The 14,622-nt window shown below is 46.2% G+C and carries 16 protein-coding genes and 1 tRNA gene; 15 read left to right on the forward strand and 2 right to left on the reverse strand.

Features of this window, described 5'->3' with window-relative positions; translation table 11 throughout:
• Window positions 1-68: 68 nt before the first annotated feature.
• The 7 genes from rsmG (at window position 69) to A372_RS0122935 (ending at window position 8,943) form a co-directional block, all read left to right on the forward strand.
• Window positions 69-791 (forward strand): 16S rRNA (guanine(527)-N(7))-methyltransferase RsmG, encoded by a 723-nt coding sequence (gene rsmG, locus A372_RS0122905; protein ID WP_019423245.1) that lies wholly within the window; start codon window positions 69-71, stop codon window positions 789-791.
• 222 nt (window positions 792-1,013) lie between these two features.
• Window positions 1,014-3,389, forward strand: coding sequence for a S8 family serine peptidase (locus A372_RS39135; protein WP_019423246.1), 2,376 nt, complete (start codon window positions 1,014-1,016; stop codon window positions 3,387-3,389).
• A gap of 567 nt (window positions 3,390-3,956) precedes the next feature.
• Window positions 3,957-4,772, forward strand: a complete 816-nt coding sequence (gene noc / locus A372_RS0122915) for a nucleoid occlusion protein (RefSeq protein WP_019423247.1) — start codon at window positions 3,957-3,959, stop codon at window positions 4,770-4,772.
• Between the two features lie 369 nt (window positions 4,773-5,141).
• The gene (locus A372_RS0122920; protein WP_019423248.1) at window positions 5,142-5,903 is read left to right on the forward strand and encodes a ParA family protein; all 762 of its coding nucleotides are present in this window, start codon (window positions 5,142-5,144) and stop codon (window positions 5,901-5,903) included.
• Window positions 5,896-6,750, forward strand: coding sequence for a ParB/RepB/Spo0J family partition protein (locus tag A372_RS0122925; protein ID WP_019423249.1), 855 nt, complete (start codon window positions 5,896-5,898; stop codon window positions 6,748-6,750). The genes A372_RS0122920 and A372_RS0122925 overlap by 8 nt, the downstream gene beginning before the upstream one ends.
• Before the next feature lie 500 nt (window positions 6,751-7,250).
• The gene (locus A372_RS0122930) at window positions 7,251-8,402 is read left to right on the forward strand and encodes an aminotransferase class V-fold PLP-dependent enzyme (protein ID WP_019423250.1); all 1,152 of its coding nucleotides are present in this window, start codon (window positions 7,251-7,253) and stop codon (window positions 8,400-8,402) included.
• 34 nt (window positions 8,403-8,436) lie between these two features.
• Window positions 8,437-8,943 carry a DUF4446 family protein gene (locus A372_RS0122935; RefSeq protein WP_019423251.1) on the forward strand — a complete coding sequence of 169 codons (507 nt, stop codon included), beginning with the start codon at window positions 8,437-8,439 and terminating at the stop codon, window positions 8,941-8,943.
• A 27-nt stretch (window positions 8,944-8,970) separates the two neighbouring features.
• Here A372_RS0122935 and yyaC read toward each other — a convergent pair whose 3' ends face one another.
• The gene (yyaC, locus tag A372_RS0122940) at window positions 8,971-9,558 is read right to left on the reverse strand and encodes a spore protease YyaC (protein ID WP_019423252.1); all 588 of its coding nucleotides are present in this window, start codon (window positions 9,556-9,558) and stop codon (window positions 8,971-8,973) included.
• An 89-nt stretch (window positions 9,559-9,647) separates the two neighbouring features.
• Between yyaC and A372_RS0122945 the strand changes: the two genes are divergently transcribed.
• The 4 genes from A372_RS0122945 (at window position 9,648) to A372_RS0122960 (ending at window position 11,240) form a co-directional block, all read left to right on the forward strand.
• A complete protein-coding gene (locus A372_RS0122945) occupies window positions 9,648-9,935 on the forward strand; it encodes a DUF3343 domain-containing protein (RefSeq protein WP_019423253.1) in 288 nt (95 codons plus the stop codon).
• Between the two features lie 19 nt (window positions 9,936-9,954).
• Window positions 9,955-10,896 (forward strand): mechanosensitive ion channel family protein, encoded by a 942-nt coding sequence (locus A372_RS0122950; RefSeq protein ID WP_019423254.1) that lies wholly within the window; start codon window positions 9,955-9,957, stop codon window positions 10,894-10,896.
• Window positions 10,886-11,089: a DUF951 domain-containing protein gene (locus tag A372_RS0122955; protein ID WP_019423255.1), complete on the forward strand. Its 204-nt coding sequence runs from the start codon at window positions 10,886-10,888 to the stop codon at window positions 11,087-11,089. Before A372_RS0122950 ends, A372_RS0122955 begins: the two co-directional genes overlap by 11 nt.
• 60 nt (window positions 11,090-11,149) lie before the next feature.
• Window positions 11,150-11,240 (forward strand) — tRNA-Ser (locus tag A372_RS0122960).
• Window positions 11,241-11,627: 387 nt separating this feature from the next.
• On the opposite strand, the gene A372_RS0122965 is transcribed toward A372_RS0122960, so the two are convergent.
• Window positions 11,628-11,822, reverse strand: a complete 195-nt coding sequence (locus A372_RS0122965) for a YjzC family protein (protein WP_019423256.1) — start codon at window positions 11,820-11,822, stop codon at window positions 11,628-11,630.
• 310 nt (window positions 11,823-12,132) lie between these two features.
• On the opposite strand from A372_RS0122965, the gene rpsF reads away from it, so the two are divergent.
• The 4 genes from rpsF (at window position 12,133) to A372_RS0122985 (ending at window position 13,993) form a co-directional block, all read left to right on the forward strand.
• Window positions 12,133-12,417, forward strand: a complete 285-nt coding sequence (rpsF, locus tag A372_RS0122970; RefSeq protein ID WP_019423257.1) for a 30S ribosomal protein S6 — start codon at window positions 12,133-12,135, stop codon at window positions 12,415-12,417.
• A 48-nt stretch (window positions 12,418-12,465) separates the two neighbouring features.
• Window positions 12,466-12,963, forward strand: a complete 498-nt coding sequence (gene ssb / locus A372_RS0122975; protein ID WP_019423258.1) for a single-stranded DNA-binding protein — start codon at window positions 12,466-12,468, stop codon at window positions 12,961-12,963.
• A 68-nt stretch (window positions 12,964-13,031) separates the two neighbouring features.
• Window positions 13,032-13,304 (forward strand): 30S ribosomal protein S18, encoded by a 273-nt coding sequence (gene rpsR / locus A372_RS0122980; RefSeq protein ID WP_019423259.1) that lies wholly within the window; start codon window positions 13,032-13,034, stop codon window positions 13,302-13,304.
• 197 nt (window positions 13,305-13,501) lie between these two features.
• Window positions 13,502-13,993 (forward strand): hypothetical protein, encoded by a 492-nt coding sequence (locus A372_RS0122985; RefSeq protein ID WP_019423260.1) that lies wholly within the window; start codon window positions 13,502-13,504, stop codon window positions 13,991-13,993.
• Window positions 13,994-14,622 lie beyond the last annotated feature (629 nt).

Genomic DNA, 14,622 nt, shown 5'->3' on the forward strand with positions numbered 1-14,622 from the left:
AGTCGGCTTAGCTAGCGGCTGTACGGCACATAAATTGTGCACATATTGCTGTATAGGAGATTCAGATGATGGATGCCGTACAAGAACAGTTTGCGGGCTGGTTATCCGAGCACGGATGGTCAGTCTCGGACACACAGTGGGAACAGTTTGATATGTATCACCGCATTTTGGCGGATTGGAATGAACGAATGAACTTGACGGGCATTACGGAGCGGGCTCTTGTGTATGAGAAGCATTTCTATGATTGCTTGACGCTCGGCTTCCATGTTCCGATGGCCGACGTTCAGTCGATGGCCGATATCGGATCCGGCGCGGGATTTCCCGGGATTCCGTTAAAAATCATGTTTCCGCATATCCAGTTGACGATTGTGGATTCGCTTAATAAACGAGTCCAATTTTTAAACCATTTGTCGCAGGAACTAGGACTAATCGGCGTCACCTGCATTCACGGGCGGGCGGAAGAGGTGGCGCGCAAGCCAGAGCATCGCGATCGTTATGATTTGGCTACGGCGCGTGCGGTAGCAAGGTTGAATGTATTGAACGAGTTCTGCTTGCCTTTCGTCAGACCAGGCGGTACATTCGCTGCCATGAAGGGGACGAATCCACAGGAGGAATTGGTGGAAGCGAAGCGTAGTCTACAGGTGCTGCAGGCACAGTTCGTGTCTGATTGTGCATTGAAGCTGCCCATTGAGCAAGCGGAACGCCACATTGTAATCGTGAAGAAGACAGGGCCTACACCTAAGGCATACCCGCGGAAGCCCGGAACTCCGTTAAAGTCCCCGATAGTATAATTTTATAGTTTGAAATGGTAGAAGAGTCGAGCAATCGGCTCTTTTTTTATATATTTTTGTAGTATTTTCTAAAAAAAGTAACAAATTATTTAATTGTGCGTCAAAAGATTAAGTTACTATAAATGCGTGATCGGAAAAAATAGTGCTAAAAGTACGTTAGAACAACCTTTATAAACAGTACCAAACACATCTTAGAACAACTTAGAAAGAGGGAATCAAGTAATGTCCACATCATCTTGGCGGCATCGCATGATTGCAGTGACTTGTGCGTTCGCTATGGCCGCTTGCTTATTTGCGCCGTTCTTCCATGCGGGTACGGCTTCGGCTGCAGGAGGGTCTCAAGGAAAAATAGCGAAGGCGGAACAACCGGATAAGCAAGGAAATGGCTCCTCTCCAACGTCATCCAGCATCCCCTATACGGGAAAAGGGGTTAAGGTTGCGATCATTGATTCGGGAGCAGACGTCAATCATCCATTACTAAAAGATCGGATATCCGGCGCCTATGACTTTGTGGAAAATGATGCGAATCCGCAGGATGAGAAGGGCCACGGCACACATGTCGCCGGTATCGTAGCTCAACAAGCCTCTGGCGCTTCCTTGCTTGTGTATCGCGCTATCGGGTCCAAAATTCATGATAACACGACACCGGTCGTCGCTGCGTTGAAGCAAGCTGTGAAGGATGGAGCGAAAGTTATCAATTTGTCGATGCGTGCTGATATTAATGCTCCGGGCGAACCATTGTCTATCGCAATTGCCGATGCGGTCAAGCAGGGGATCGTCGTCGTGACATCTGCCGGCAATGACGGCACTGAATCATGGAACATTACGGCTCCTGGCGGAATGGACGAGATCATTACGGTAGGGGCGGCGACCTTGACACAAGAGATGCCGCTGCTGCAGCACGAGGATAGAATGGTGCGGCTTATTCCAGCCAAAGATGTGCGGGCATTCCCTAACAATGGTACGGTAGAACCGACCTTCCTGAACAAGGTTACGGCCGAGCAATTGGCGAAGCAGTCTCATAAAGGCAAATTGCTGGTCGTTAATGCGGGGGAGGAATGGCCGAGCGATTGGTATGAAGCTGCAGTCAAATCCGGGGCAAGCGGCCTGCTGCTGTACAAGGACGGGAAGCAAGAGTGGGAATTGGAACTTGGAATAACGGGCGGAGATGAATCCAAATCGATTCCAGCGGCCAGTCTTTCAGCGCAAGGCGTCGAACAATTGCGGACGTCTGGACAAGCGGATTGGAATTGGAAATCGGAGAAGCGAGCTCGCGTGTCCGATATGAGCTCCCGCGGTCCAGCTATCGGCACATGGCTTATGAAGCCGGATTTGGTTGCTCCGGGCATCGACATTCGCAGTTCCTTGCCGCTTGACTTGAAAGACGAAGGATACGGCAGGATGAGCGGAACAAGCATGGCTTCCCCTCAGGTGGCTGCGGCTGCAGCTATTCTAATTGAGGCGCATCCTGATTGGACGCCGGCCATGATTAAGTCGGCGCTCGTCGCGCATGCCGAATCATTAATAGACGTGAATGGAAATCCTTATCCACGGAGCGCCCAAGGGGCCGGGCTGCTGAACCTTGAGCAGGCTTTAAACACTGACGTATTCGTACAGCCGGCTGCGCTTTCCTTTGGCTTGATGACAGAAGCAGATCAAAATAAGACGTCACGCGAACAATCGTTCACGATTACGAACCGTTCCGAGGAGACGCAAACATACGAGATTAAAGCAGAACGAGAAAATATGACATCTGAGTTAAGCATGGAATTCCCGTCATCGGTTACGGCTCGTGCGGGAGAGACGGTATCAGTGCCCGTAAAATGGAATGTCGGTGGATTGCAAGAAAACGGATTGCTGACAGGACTTTTACTTCTTACGAGCGGAACGGGGCAGATTGAAATTCCGTTCCAATTGATCGCCGGCGCGAATGATTATCCGCTTGTGACGGGGCTGTTCGCTGATGGGCAATTGTTGACGCCAAACGGTGATTTTAGCAAAGCGATACAGTTTCATTATTACATTACCGTTCCTTCTGACAGAGTTGTCATGACGGCTGAACGGATTGACGACACGGAGAAGGCAAGAGGCAGACAATACATTATCAAGAATGAAAAGCAGCATGCTGCTGGTTTATTTGATATGTCTTGGGGCGGCATGGATGTTGTCGGCAACAAGGTACCTGACGGTTTATACAATATAAAGGTTAAATCTTTTGTAGAACAACGCCAAGGCATGGATGATGACCAAATCATTCTCATTGACCGTAAGGCTCCACAAGCCGTCGTCGATCAGAAAAAAGCAGCTAAGGGCGTGTTAAACGGCAAGCTTCAAGACTTGATGCTGGCGCTCGATTATGCTGCCCGCCCGATGCTTGGTGAAGCGGGATATGATGAGAGCAAGCCGCTCGTTACCGTGCAATGGAGCTTGTCTAACCAAGGCGAATGGAAGCCGGTGCATGTCAATGAAGAAAACAAGGCGTTTTATGTCTCCTTGGACAAGGCCGGTCTGAAAAAAGGCAAGCATACCGTGTGGCTGAGACTGGCAGATGCCGCCGGAAATACGCAAAATCAAGTCATAACCGTAATTATTAAGTAGTAAATTTGAATGTTAAATTATGGAGGTAGAGTGGCGAGCACTCTACCTTTTTACATAGAAGTTCATGTATCAATTTACATGTATTCATATGCACAAACAATGCATGAATAAATAAAGTTGGCAGTCCCGTCTCTTTTTGTCAGAAATATATGAAATAAACTCGCTATTTGTGATAGGATAGAGAAGCAAGCTTTTGATGATTTGGGGAAATGTTCCACGTGAAACATTATTTTTTTACTCATGTTCCCAAAAGGCAGGAAAAAGGCAGGAGCTTGGAGAATACATATATAGCGGAAAAGCATTCATTCTGTCGAAGAAAAGATTTGTAGATCTCATTGCAACTCTGATGCATTCACGACATCGTGAATGATAATGGGTGATTACGTCGTTGTTACATGACAGCATCTTTGTCCTGGTTTACTATAGGAAGCGCTTAGGAAAGAACCATTTCATGTCCCTAATTGCGCTTACGTATAGTGAAGGACTAACGCAATGAGAGTGGAGCAGAGCACTACCGCTTCTTCATGTGCCTGGCATTATTTTGAAGTTAGGTGGTATTATACGGAAATGAAAGAACAACTGTCTCGGTTATTCGGTTTTGCGGAGCGTCAATCGCTGGATGAGGTGAAACAACTTCCGGTGGACGAGATTGTCACCAGTCCTTATCAACCACGCACAATTTTTGATGATGATAAAATTGATGAATTATGTCAGACCATTAAAACACATGGTGTAATTCAACCCATCGTCGTCCGGCAGCGTAATGGGAAATTCGAAATTATCGCCGGTGAGCGTCGTTGGCGTGCTGTGAAAAAGTTAGGTTTGGATACAATTCCGGGTATCGTCCGAGAAATTAATGACTCCCAGGCGGCATCCATTGCCTTAATCGAGAATTTGCAGCGTGAAGGACTTACAGCAATAGAAGAAGCGATTGCGTATCAGAAATTAATTGATTTACATGAGTTAACGCAGGAGAGCTTGGCGCAGCGGTTGGGCAAAAGCCAATCCACCATCGCCAATAAGATTCGTCTCTTGCATTTGCCGGATGGAGTCAAACAAGCTTTAATGGGACGTAAAATTACGGAACGCCACGCAAGGGCGTTGCTTGGGCTTGATTCGGAAGAGATTCAATTGAAGCTTCTGGAAGAGATTATTGCAAAAGAACTGAATGTGAAGCAGACGGAAGCAAGGGTTGCTTTTTATAAAGAAGTCCATAAGTCCAAAAAATCAAAGCGGGTTTCCTTTACGAAGGATGTTCGTTTAGCGCTCAATACGATTCGTCAATCGATTGAGATGGTGTCAGGATCGGGGCTACAGATAAAGACAGATGAACATGATCATGAGGATCATTATGAGATTGTCATTAAAATACCAAAACGATAAACGATAACATACAACATAGGATCGTGTTCAAAAAGATCACTTTTCGGCACCGAGAAGCACAAGTTTTCGCAAGAAAACTAGATCGGAAGCAAAGCTCTTCAAGAGTGAATGCAAGATTCGATGTCGAATGACAACTTTGGAAGATCAAAAGTTTTTTTGAACAACCTCAACTAGATTCACCTGGTACACGTAGCGTTGATTTTCTTTAATAAGGTGTTGCTCGAGTAAGAACAAAGCCACGATTTGGTTGTCATGCGTAGTGCTAATTAAAGTGCGGCAGCAGGCAAGAGGGCCGCTCTTTTTCTGTTTTACGAAACAATATAGTAATGCAACTAGAATCGCGAAGAAACAACATTGAGGTGAAGAGGAATGGCTAAAGTCATTGCCATTACCAACCAGAAGGGCGGCGTCGGCAAAACAACGACGACGGTAAATTTGGGTGCAGGTTTGGCACTGTTGGGGAAGCGGGTATTACTTGTAGATATTGACCCGCAAGGGAATACGACCAGCGGGGTTGGTATCAACAAAGCAGATGTGGCGAATTGCATCTATGACGTCATTATTAACGATGTGCATCCGAAAGATGCAACCATTCCGACTATGGTGGAAGGTCTGCATATTATTCCAGCAACGATCCAATTGGCTGGTGCAGAGATCGAGTTAGTGCCGACGATTTCTCGTGAAGTTCGTCTTAAGAAATCATTGCAGCTCGTCGCTCATCTTTATGATTACATTTTGATAGATTGTCCACCTTCATTAGGAATTTTAACGATTAACTCGTTGACGGCTTCACACTCGGTCATTATTCCGATTCAATGTGAATATTACGCATTGGAGGGTTTAAGCCAATTGTTGAATACCGTGCGCTTGGTACAGAAACATTTGAACACCTCATTGCAAATTGAAGGTGTACTGTTGACTATGCTCGATGCCCGTACGAATCTAGGAATTCAAGTCATTGAAGAAGTGAAAAAATACTTCCAGCAAAAAGTGTATCAGACGATCATTCCACGAAACATTCGTTTAAGCGAAGCACCGTCGCATGGTCAATCCATAATGACCTATGACCCTAAATCTAAAGGGGCGGAAGTATATTTGGAACTTGCGAAGGAAGTGATTTCGTATGAGTAAGCGCTTAGGACGTGGATTGGACGCACTTATTCCGTCGCTGTCCGTGAACGATGATGATAAGGTGGTCGAAGTATCACTGCAGCAACTGCGTCCCAATCCTTATCAACCGCGAAAAAATTTCGATGAGCAATCGATCCAAGAGTTGGCCGAGTCGATAAAGCAGCATGGTGTCATTCAGCCAATCATTGTACGCAGTGTATTAAAAGGATATGAAATCATTGCAGGTGAGCGTCGTTTCCGGGCTTCTCAACTGCTAGGACAAGCAACGATTCCAGCAGTCGTTCGTAATTTCTCGGATCAGCAAGTGATGGAGATTGCCCTGATCGAGAACTTGCAACGTGAAAACTTGAATGCAATTGAACTTGCGCTTGCGTATCAAGCATTGATGGACCAATTTGCATTAACACAAGAAGAGTTGTCTGTAAAAGTAGGGAAGTCGCGCTCTCATATTGCCAATTTCCTGCGCCTGCTACAGCTTCCAGAAGAAGTAAAGGAATATGTTTCACGTGGAACACTATCGATGGGACATGCCCGCGCTATCGTTGGAGTGAAGGATCCAGTGAAGGTAAAGCAATTGGCTAAGTCCGCCATAAGCCAAGAGTGGAGTGTGCGACAGCTGGAAGAAGCGATTCAGCAGCTTCACAAAAAGGGAAAAACGGCTGATAAGGCGAAAACAGCGCGTAAGGATCCATACTTGGATGAGTTAGAAGAAAACTTAAGAGAACGATTTCGCACAACCGTTAAAATAAAGCAAAACAAAGATAAAGGAAAAATTGAAATTGCTTATTTTAGCAAACAAGATTTAGAACGTTTATTAGAGATGCTGCAGACGTTATCTTCCAACTAAAAGGTGAGAGTTCAAAAAGCCTCTGGGGCCTTTTTGAACAACCTCTAAAAAGAATAAAAAATGATTGAAAATACACTAGTATTGTTAGTTGTCATCCGATGCAGGAAGGATTAAACTAGGAATGCTAGTTTTTTTTGTGTAACAGCTAAAAGGTTACAAAATTGTACTATATACACGTAACCATTTGCGATAAAGTTATAGATATTAAAATGCATCTGTAAGCTAGAAATGAGAGTTCAAAAAGGACCCTTTTCAGCACCGAGAAGGTTGCAAGAACTTGAAGCGTATGCTTCCGAAGCGAGTTTTGCTCCGCAAAACTTGTAGGGGGGAGCGTAGTGTAGGCAAGACTACATGAACACCTTAACTGTTTTCAAAGGAAACATACTGCGGAAGCATAAGATCTTCGAGAGTGAATGCAAGATTCGATGCCGAATCACATCTTGGGATGCTTCGTGATCAAAAGGGAACTTTTTGAACAACCTCTAGAAGGAGGAATTCATATGCCGCATTCCCCTATAATTTATTTCGATCATGCGGCAACTTCATGGCCTAAACCCCAAGCCGTTGCGGAAGCGGTGCAAGCCTCCATGCTAGAAGAAGGAGCAAATCCGGGGCGCGGTGGACATGTAATGGCTAATCGCGCAGGCAAACGTCTGCTGCGGGCAAGAATGGCGCTGGCAGAGCTGTTCCATGTATCTAATCCCATCGATATTGCCTTCACGTACAATACGACGATGGCACTCAATATGGCGATACATGGCTACGTTCGGTCAGGGGATCATGTTGTGGCAACAGCGGTTGAACACAACTCGGTCAGAAGGCCTCTCGAAGTGTTGAGGCGAAAGCACGGGGTTCAGGTTACTTATGTGGATACAGATACACAGGGGAATTTACATGTAAAGCAATTGGAACAGGCGATGACTGCCCGCACGAGGCTAGTCATCTGCAACCATAGCTCAAACCTGTTTGGGTCCATCATTCCTGTAGAAGAAATTTCCGTTATTTGCCACCGTCATGGGGCGAAATTGTTGGTCGATGCGGCGCAATCTGCTGGACTGCTGCCGATCCAGGTGGAACAAATGGGAATAGATATGCTGGCGTTCCCAGGACATAAGGGGCTGCTCGGCCCTCAGGGGACCGGTGGCTTGTATCTTCATCCAGATATAGATATTGAGCCCTTGATTCAAGGGGGAACGGGAAGTCACTCGGAAGAGGTGACTCAGCCATTAACCCGGCCTGATCGATATGAAGCAGGAACACCGAACACGGCGGGAATTGCTGGATTGGAAGCTGGAGTAAAGTATGTTCTGAATGAGTCCGTTGAAAAAATTTATACTAAGGAATGGAACTTATCACAGCGTATTATGGAAACGCTGCTGTCCTTGGATGGAATACGAGTGTTGGGACCGGAACTGGGGCGCCCGCGTACCGGAATTGTGTCCTTTGTGTCAGAACAGGCAGATAGTGCTGCGATCGCCCATCGTCTAGATCGAGAATTCGGGATTGCCGTAAGAGCGGGTTATCACTGTACACCGTTGGCGCATGGGATAGCCGGCACGCTCGGGCAAGGAGCGGTTCGCATTAGTGCAGGTTGGAATACGTCTGAGGATGATGTGGATCGTTTGTTGGAAGCCGTACAGTGGATTTTGTAAGGGATAAGTTAGAGGCAGGAGAGAACTGAGACCTATGATGAATGAAGTCAACGAGTGGTTGCCGTGGATCGTTTTATGTACAGCAGGTTTGTCATTGATGCTTGTTATTATTGTTCTTGTCCAAGGGGCGAAGCTGCGCAAGCTTCGTCGTCAATACTCAGCTATTATGGGCGATAGTGGGGTTGAACATTTGGACATGGTCTTGTCCAGCATGCATGAGGATGTTGCTAAGCTTCAGCATGCCAACGAATTGCACGATATGGACTTGAAGCAAGTTCGCAAGTCATTGAAAAAGATGAAATCCCATGTTGGCATTCAGCGTTATAACGCCTTTGCGGAGCATGGGAGCGATTTGAGCTTCTCGATTGCATGGATTGACGATGAGCAGGATGGCATCGTAATAACAGGGATACATGGACGCGAACACTCCTATGTATATGCGAAGCCGCTTGAGAAGGGGCATTCCCGATATTCTTTATCTCCGGAGGAAAAGCAAGCGATTGAAGTAGCTGAAGCCCAGCGACGTGCAGTCGCCAACTAGCTTGGACAAGGATGAGGCGACAGTATTTCAATTTATTCTACCCGTACTTGTAACGGATTGATGAACGGTCTCTGCAATTATTTCTGCCATGCTCATCACAAGGTGGAGCCGTGTGTTTTGCAATACAAAATATTCCATAAAGCCTCCGACGTTGACGATTCCAGTAATATGCATATCGCCGACCGGGGGCAATTGTTTGTTTACCCCTGCACCAGGGCGCACTGGACCTTGTTGAATCTGGACGGCCCCGACGCTGCTGCTCTGGCCAAGACAGGCATCTACGGCAACGATAAACGAATGGGGGTCTGCCGCTTGCAATGATTCTATCGTTTCCTGCAAATTCATAGCATGAACCGGTTGATTAAGCGTGCCGAGCACCTGATAATAGGGAGAAGACTGCTTAACAAGGTGCGTGCCTACTAACGGACCTAAGCAGTCTCCGGTGGAGCGGTCCGTTCCGATACATACGACGGTTACCGAGCGATATGGGGCCCGTAATGTCAAATGCTCCTGACAGGAACGAATCAATAAAGGCAGAGCATCAGGTGAATCATGAGCGACTTTGCAAGGATGACATTCGATAGGAGCTGGGTCGTTGAATAAGGGATAAGACATCGTGCAGCCTCCGTTTCTACTAATGGTAGTAACTAGTATATGGATGAAAGAGGACTTTTATACTTCTGTGCTAGGAAAATGTATCCTCGATGGAAGAAGGGGAAGATATGGAAAGCGGTCATGCGAATGAAGAATTAGTAATGGCATTTGATTCCACGCAGCAAGCATTGCGGGCCGAAATGCTGATGGAATATGTCGGCTTGGACATTGATACCTGTCCGACACCGAAAGAAATTACGGCTGGCTGTGCACTATCGATCCAATTTCATTCCGATAATCTGGAACAGGTGAAGTCGTTAGTTGTAACAGAGCATATTGAAATAAAAGGAATCTTTTGTAAGCAAGGAGCGGAATATATAATCATAAGCATTACGTAGTTATTAGGGAGTGAAGTCAATGTTATGGGCAGAACCGGCTACCCCACCAACAGTGGAAGATAATATCGAAAATACGTTATCCTTGTTCGAAAAATGGCAGCATGGGATTATTGATTGGCTGACCGATAGCGGAACTTGGGAAATGATTTTGGTCAAAGCGATCAAAATCGCACTTATTGTGCTCATTACGCGCATCGTAATTCGAGTGGTGTACCGGATGATTAACCATACGGTAATCAAGCGTGAGAAGAATAGAATGGGAATGAACCCGAGGCGTCTCCTTACGGTAGGGAAGTTATTGAAGAATGTAACTTCGTTAGTTATGAATTTCATTATGATCTTATTGATTCTATCCGAATTCAATGTGAACTTAGCACCGCTGCTGGCTGGGGCGGGGGTCGTCGGCCTTGCCGTCGGTTTCGGGGCACAGAGTCTGGTGAAGGATGTGATGACTGGTTTCTTCATTATTTTTGAGGACCAGTTTGCGGTAGGGGATGTAATCAAAGTAGGCCAGTTCCAAGGAACGGTCGAGATGATTGGATTGCGCTCCACTCGCATTCATAGCTGGACGGGAGAGGTTCATATTATTCCGAATGGAATCATTACAGAAGTAACGAATTTTTCGCTTAATAATTCCATTGCTGTTGTCGATATTTCCATTGCTTATGAGGAGAATGTGGAAGAAGCGATTGATGTCATGTCGAAGGCATTAGAAACGCTGCCAGATCGCAATGAGAATGTCGTCACCGTACCGCAAGTATTAGGGGTGCAAATGTTAGCGGCATCTGAAGTGACGATTCGTGTTATCGCAGAATGCAGACCGTACACGCAGGCGGGCGTATCCCGGCAAATGAATGCAGAAATGAAGAAGGCGCTTGAAGATCATGGTATTGAAATACCGTATCCGCGCCTCGTAACGTATCAGCGAGTGGAACAGGGGGGAGTCGACCATGGAGCGTAAAACCTTTGCCTTGGGTGACATTGTGCAGATGAAAAAGCCTCATCCGTGCGGCACAAATGAGATGGAAATTATCCGCATGGGGATGGACATTCGGATTAAGTGCGTCGGCTGCAAGCACAGTGTGCTCGTTCCGCGTGCCAAGTTCGAAAAAAACATGAAAAAAGTGCTGAAATCGGCCCAAGCGGAAGAGTAAGGGAAAAACAGAAAGGGATATTGCAATTCAGTGGAGCCTATGGTAAAATAATTTTGCTATGGAAAGGTACCCAAGAGGCCCAAGGGGGCTGACTCGAAATCAGCTAGGCGTCGCAAGGCGTGCGTGGGTTCGAATCCCACCCTTTCCGCCATTTTATTGCAAATGAGTCTCCGGAGCGATATGCTTCGGAGTTTTTTGTATATACCGGTACATAAAGAATGAAGGGACTTTGCGTACGCAAAGTCCCTTCCTCGTTGACGGTGCTTTATTTGACTTCTACACTTCACTTCTTCAGATGGCTTAGGCTATCGCATATGGTTTACGCCATACAGGAAACTCGTGTGTCAGACAAAATAGTCTTTAGCACAACCCCTCGCTTCTCTTGTGTCGTAAAGAGTTGATGTCTCCACTTGGTTTCTTCGCTCCATCATTCAACGGAACCCACCTCGCTTCGCACCGTCAGTTGTTATTATGGCCGAACTCATCTTTTATATACATCGTTTTGCACAAAAATTAATGTAAAAATGGAAATGTACAATCAGTGCGTCAGCGCATGCGATTTTTTCTTCCATTTTCGGTCTTTGTTTGTGGTTTCAGGAAATCGCTCGCCTTTTTTGAGTCTGATCTGCTTTGGATCTTGAATTTCCGTATGGAAGCTCACTTCACCCACTTCCATATAGACAGCATCGTTCGGTGCTTTATCGCCTGGCTCGAATTCGGTTTTTTCGCCCATATTGAAGACCTCCTGTACATTAATGATATGTGGATCGATATCGTCTTTAGTGTACTCGGGTGGATTGAGCTTCATGAGTGGAGAAATGTACAAATAAATCAAACTTTTTTTGTATGATGAACTTGGGTTTCCCATGGAGAACGTTATGTGGACTGTAATTTGTCTAATGGATGAGACAAGGGGGATGACTAAATCTGATTTAGACTTGCGTCATGCGGTTCATTTTGGTATATTATTTTAGTGCGAGTTTTCTCGCTCCTTGCTCCTGACTTGATCAGGGGCCTGAAGTCCAAGAGGAGGTGAACGTGAAATGCGCAAATACGAATTGATGTACATCATTCGTCCGGACATCGAGCAAGAAGCTGTTCAAGCTATAGTCGATAAATTCCAGGGCGTCATCTCTAACGGCGGTGAAATTACGAAACACGACGTGATGGGTAAACGCCGTCTTGCGTATGAGATTAAGAAGTTCCGTGACGGTATCTATGTTCTCGTGAACTTTACTGCAGAACCTGCAGTAGTAGCGGAGTTGGAGCGTCAATTGAAGATCTCTGACGAAGTTATCCGCCATCTCGTAGTAAGCGACGTGGCTTAATTGCCAACCATCGTGAGTTCGTAAGGAAACGTCGAAGGAGGGGATATCATGTTGAATCGCGTGATTTTGATTGGTCGTCTGACGCGTGACCCTGAATTGCGCTACACACCATCTGGAGTTGCGGTAACGCAATTTACGTTGGCGGTCGATCGGCCGTTCTCGAGTCAGAGTGGTGAACGTGAAGCGGATTTCATTCCAGTCGTCACTTGGCGGCAGTTGGCAGAGACATGTGCAAACTACTTGCGTAAAGGTCGGCTGACAGCAGTAGAAGGACGCATCCAGGTACGTAACTATGACAACAATGAAGGTAAACGTGTATACGTGACGGAAATTGTTGCAGATAATGTGCGTTTCTTGGAATCCAACCGCGACAGCGGTGGAACGCGCGACGATATGGGTGGGGGTTATGGTGGCGGTGCACCTGCGCCGAACAACAACTCGCAGCCGCGCGGTGGCGGTTCGAACTATTCTCGCGGGCAAGCAGCGGATCCTTTCTCTGACGACGGCAAACCGATCGATATTTCAGATGACGATTTGCCATTCTAAGGGACCGATTACGAATTGATTCGTAAAGTTGCCTGGAACGGAATTTTAACGACAAGGAGTTGAATAGAATGAGCTTCAGAAGCGAAGGCGGCGAACGTCCAGAACGTAAGTTTGGCGGTCGTAAAGGCCGTAACAAGCGCCGTAAAGTGTGCTACTTCACAGTGAATAAAATCACTCACATTGACTATAAAGACATTGAGTTGTTGAAGAAATTCGTTAGCGAGCGCGGCAAAATTTTGCCACGTCGTGTAACTGGCACAAGCGCGAAGTATCAACGTGCATTGACAATAGCGATCAAACGCTCTCGTCAAGTAGCATTGCTGCCATACACAACGGAATAATAGGACAAGCCGGGATAACCGGGTTGCCTTTATTACAGAAACCCTACATTCAGTTGTAGGGTTTTTCGTTTTTCACATTTTATTTTTTTCAGGTCAGTCCAGAGACCGAGGCCACGATTCCGTTCAGGGACCGATTTCACAGTGAAGAGATGGTGCTACAATGAGAAGCAGTAACTCATGATGAAGGGGGATGCTTCATGTGGTGGAATAACCGATTGTTTACAACGTTGCGGGGCGGGCGGGGAATTGATTATCAATGGCCTTCTCCGAGCCTGCCTATTGTCAGCATACGAACTAATGGGGGCAGACCCGGGGAAAAATTGAAGATGGCCGTCGGCCTGATTGCGTTTGGTGATATTGCGATCGGACTAGTTGCGGGGGGCATTTTTAGCATCGGTCTGCTATCGCTCGGAGTGTTTACGGTTGGCTGGTTGATGGCGCTCGGTGCCGTCGCATTAAGTGGAGTTATGTCTGTAGGAGCAGTATCGATTGGAAGTGCCTTCGCGTTAGGGGCGGTAGCGATATCTGCGGAAGTGGCTGTGGGAGCCATTGGCATCGGAACATGGGGGATAGGGGCCATCGGTATTGGCCAATACGCTTACGGGGTCATTGCGATTGGCAATCATGGCTTTGGTATTATTCCATTAACGCTGGATGCGGCACGTTGGTTCAGAAGTTGGTTTGACTAGCTTTCCGTACTTGTGATGGGGTAATCGTGAGGGTCATTCATCTATATATAGTATCAATCAGAAAATGACTTAAGGGTCAGTCATTTTTATTTTTACCTCATTGAGGTTTCTCTTTCAAATAAAGACGTGAATTAAGTGTTAAATAATAGGATATATTCTCGGTCATACTGTTCGGATTGTGCGCAAGGAATCATAATCCACCTTAAACGATAGGGATACTATGACCAACACAGCGACATAAGTCAATTAATGATGTAACGCAGCATAAAAAGTCATTATTGAATCCGTATTTATTACGTATCTATACAGTTTTTATCGCCTATCTATTCGTTACGAAAGCCGCCTTCATAGGCGGCTTCTTCCTTTCCTGCTGCTTTATTTCCATAAATGTGACGAATCTTTATTTTATTTTTCGATCGATTGCATGTAAAATAAAAATATTGTTTCTTGCATAAACATCACAACAACATCGAACTCACAGAAAAGGGCTTAATTTCAAGGACCGAAAAAGACAGATAAAATCGGTCACGCATGCTCATCCTAATTCCGATCCGTTTTCCCGCCATACGAGATAAAGCGCAAGCAAGCGGGATGATTGCTGAAGGAGGACAGGAGCACGTCTGTTGGAT

It is taken from the genome of Paenibacillus sp. OSY-SE (assembly GCF_000283315.1).
Taxonomy (GTDB): Bacteria; Bacillota; Bacilli; order Paenibacillales; family Paenibacillaceae; genus Paenibacillus_B; species Paenibacillus_B profundus.

Bases quoted from the DNA above. Each gene is read 5' to 3' on its own strand.
- rsmG (WP_019423245.1), top strand. From the start codon at position 69: ATGGATGCCGTACAAGAACAGTTTGCGGGCTGGTTATCCGAGCACGGA.
- A372_RS0122965 (WP_019423256.1), bottom strand. From the start codon at position 11,822: ATGGGCGAAAAAACCGAATTCGAGCCAGGCGATAAAGCACCGAACGAT.
- rpsF (WP_019423257.1), top strand. From the start codon at position 12,133: ATGCGCAAATACGAATTGATGTACATCATTCGTCCGGACATCGAGCAA.
- A372_RS0122925 (WP_019423249.1), top strand. From the start codon at position 5,896: ATGAGTAAGCGCTTAGGACGTGGATTGGACGCACTTATTCCGTCGCTG.
- A372_RS0122955 (WP_019423255.1), top strand. From the start codon at position 10,886: ATGGAGCGTAAAACCTTTGCCTTGGGTGACATTGTGCAGATGAAAAAG.
- ssb (WP_019423258.1), top strand. From the start codon at position 12,466: ATGTTGAATCGCGTGATTTTGATTGGTCGTCTGACGCGTGACCCTGAA.
- yyaC (WP_019423252.1), bottom strand. From the start codon at position 9,558: ATGTCTTATCCCTTATTCAACGACCCAGCTCCTATCGAATGTCATCCT.
- A372_RS39135 (WP_019423246.1), top strand. From the start codon at position 1,014: ATGTCCACATCATCTTGGCGGCATCGCATGATTGCAGTGACTTGTGCG.
- A372_RS0122920 (WP_019423248.1), top strand. From the start codon at position 5,142: ATGGCTAAAGTCATTGCCATTACCAACCAGAAGGGCGGCGTCGGCAAA.
- A372_RS0122985 (WP_019423260.1), top strand. From the start codon at position 13,502: ATGTGGTGGAATAACCGATTGTTTACAACGTTGCGGGGCGGGCGGGGA.
- rpsR (WP_019423259.1), top strand. From the start codon at position 13,032: ATGAGCTTCAGAAGCGAAGGCGGCGAACGTCCAGAACGTAAGTTTGGC.
- A372_RS0122950 (WP_019423254.1), top strand. From the start codon at position 9,955: ATGTTATGGGCAGAACCGGCTACCCCACCAACAGTGGAAGATAATATC.
- noc (WP_019423247.1), top strand. From the start codon at position 3,957: ATGAAAGAACAACTGTCTCGGTTATTCGGTTTTGCGGAGCGTCAATCG.
- A372_RS0122930 (WP_019423250.1), top strand. From the start codon at position 7,251: ATGCCGCATTCCCCTATAATTTATTTCGATCATGCGGCAACTTCATGG.
- A372_RS0122945 (WP_019423253.1), top strand. From the start codon at position 9,648: ATGGAAGAAGGGGAAGATATGGAAAGCGGTCATGCGAATGAAGAATTA.
- A372_RS0122935 (WP_019423251.1), top strand. From the start codon at position 8,437: ATGATGAATGAAGTCAACGAGTGGTTGCCGTGGATCGTTTTATGTACA.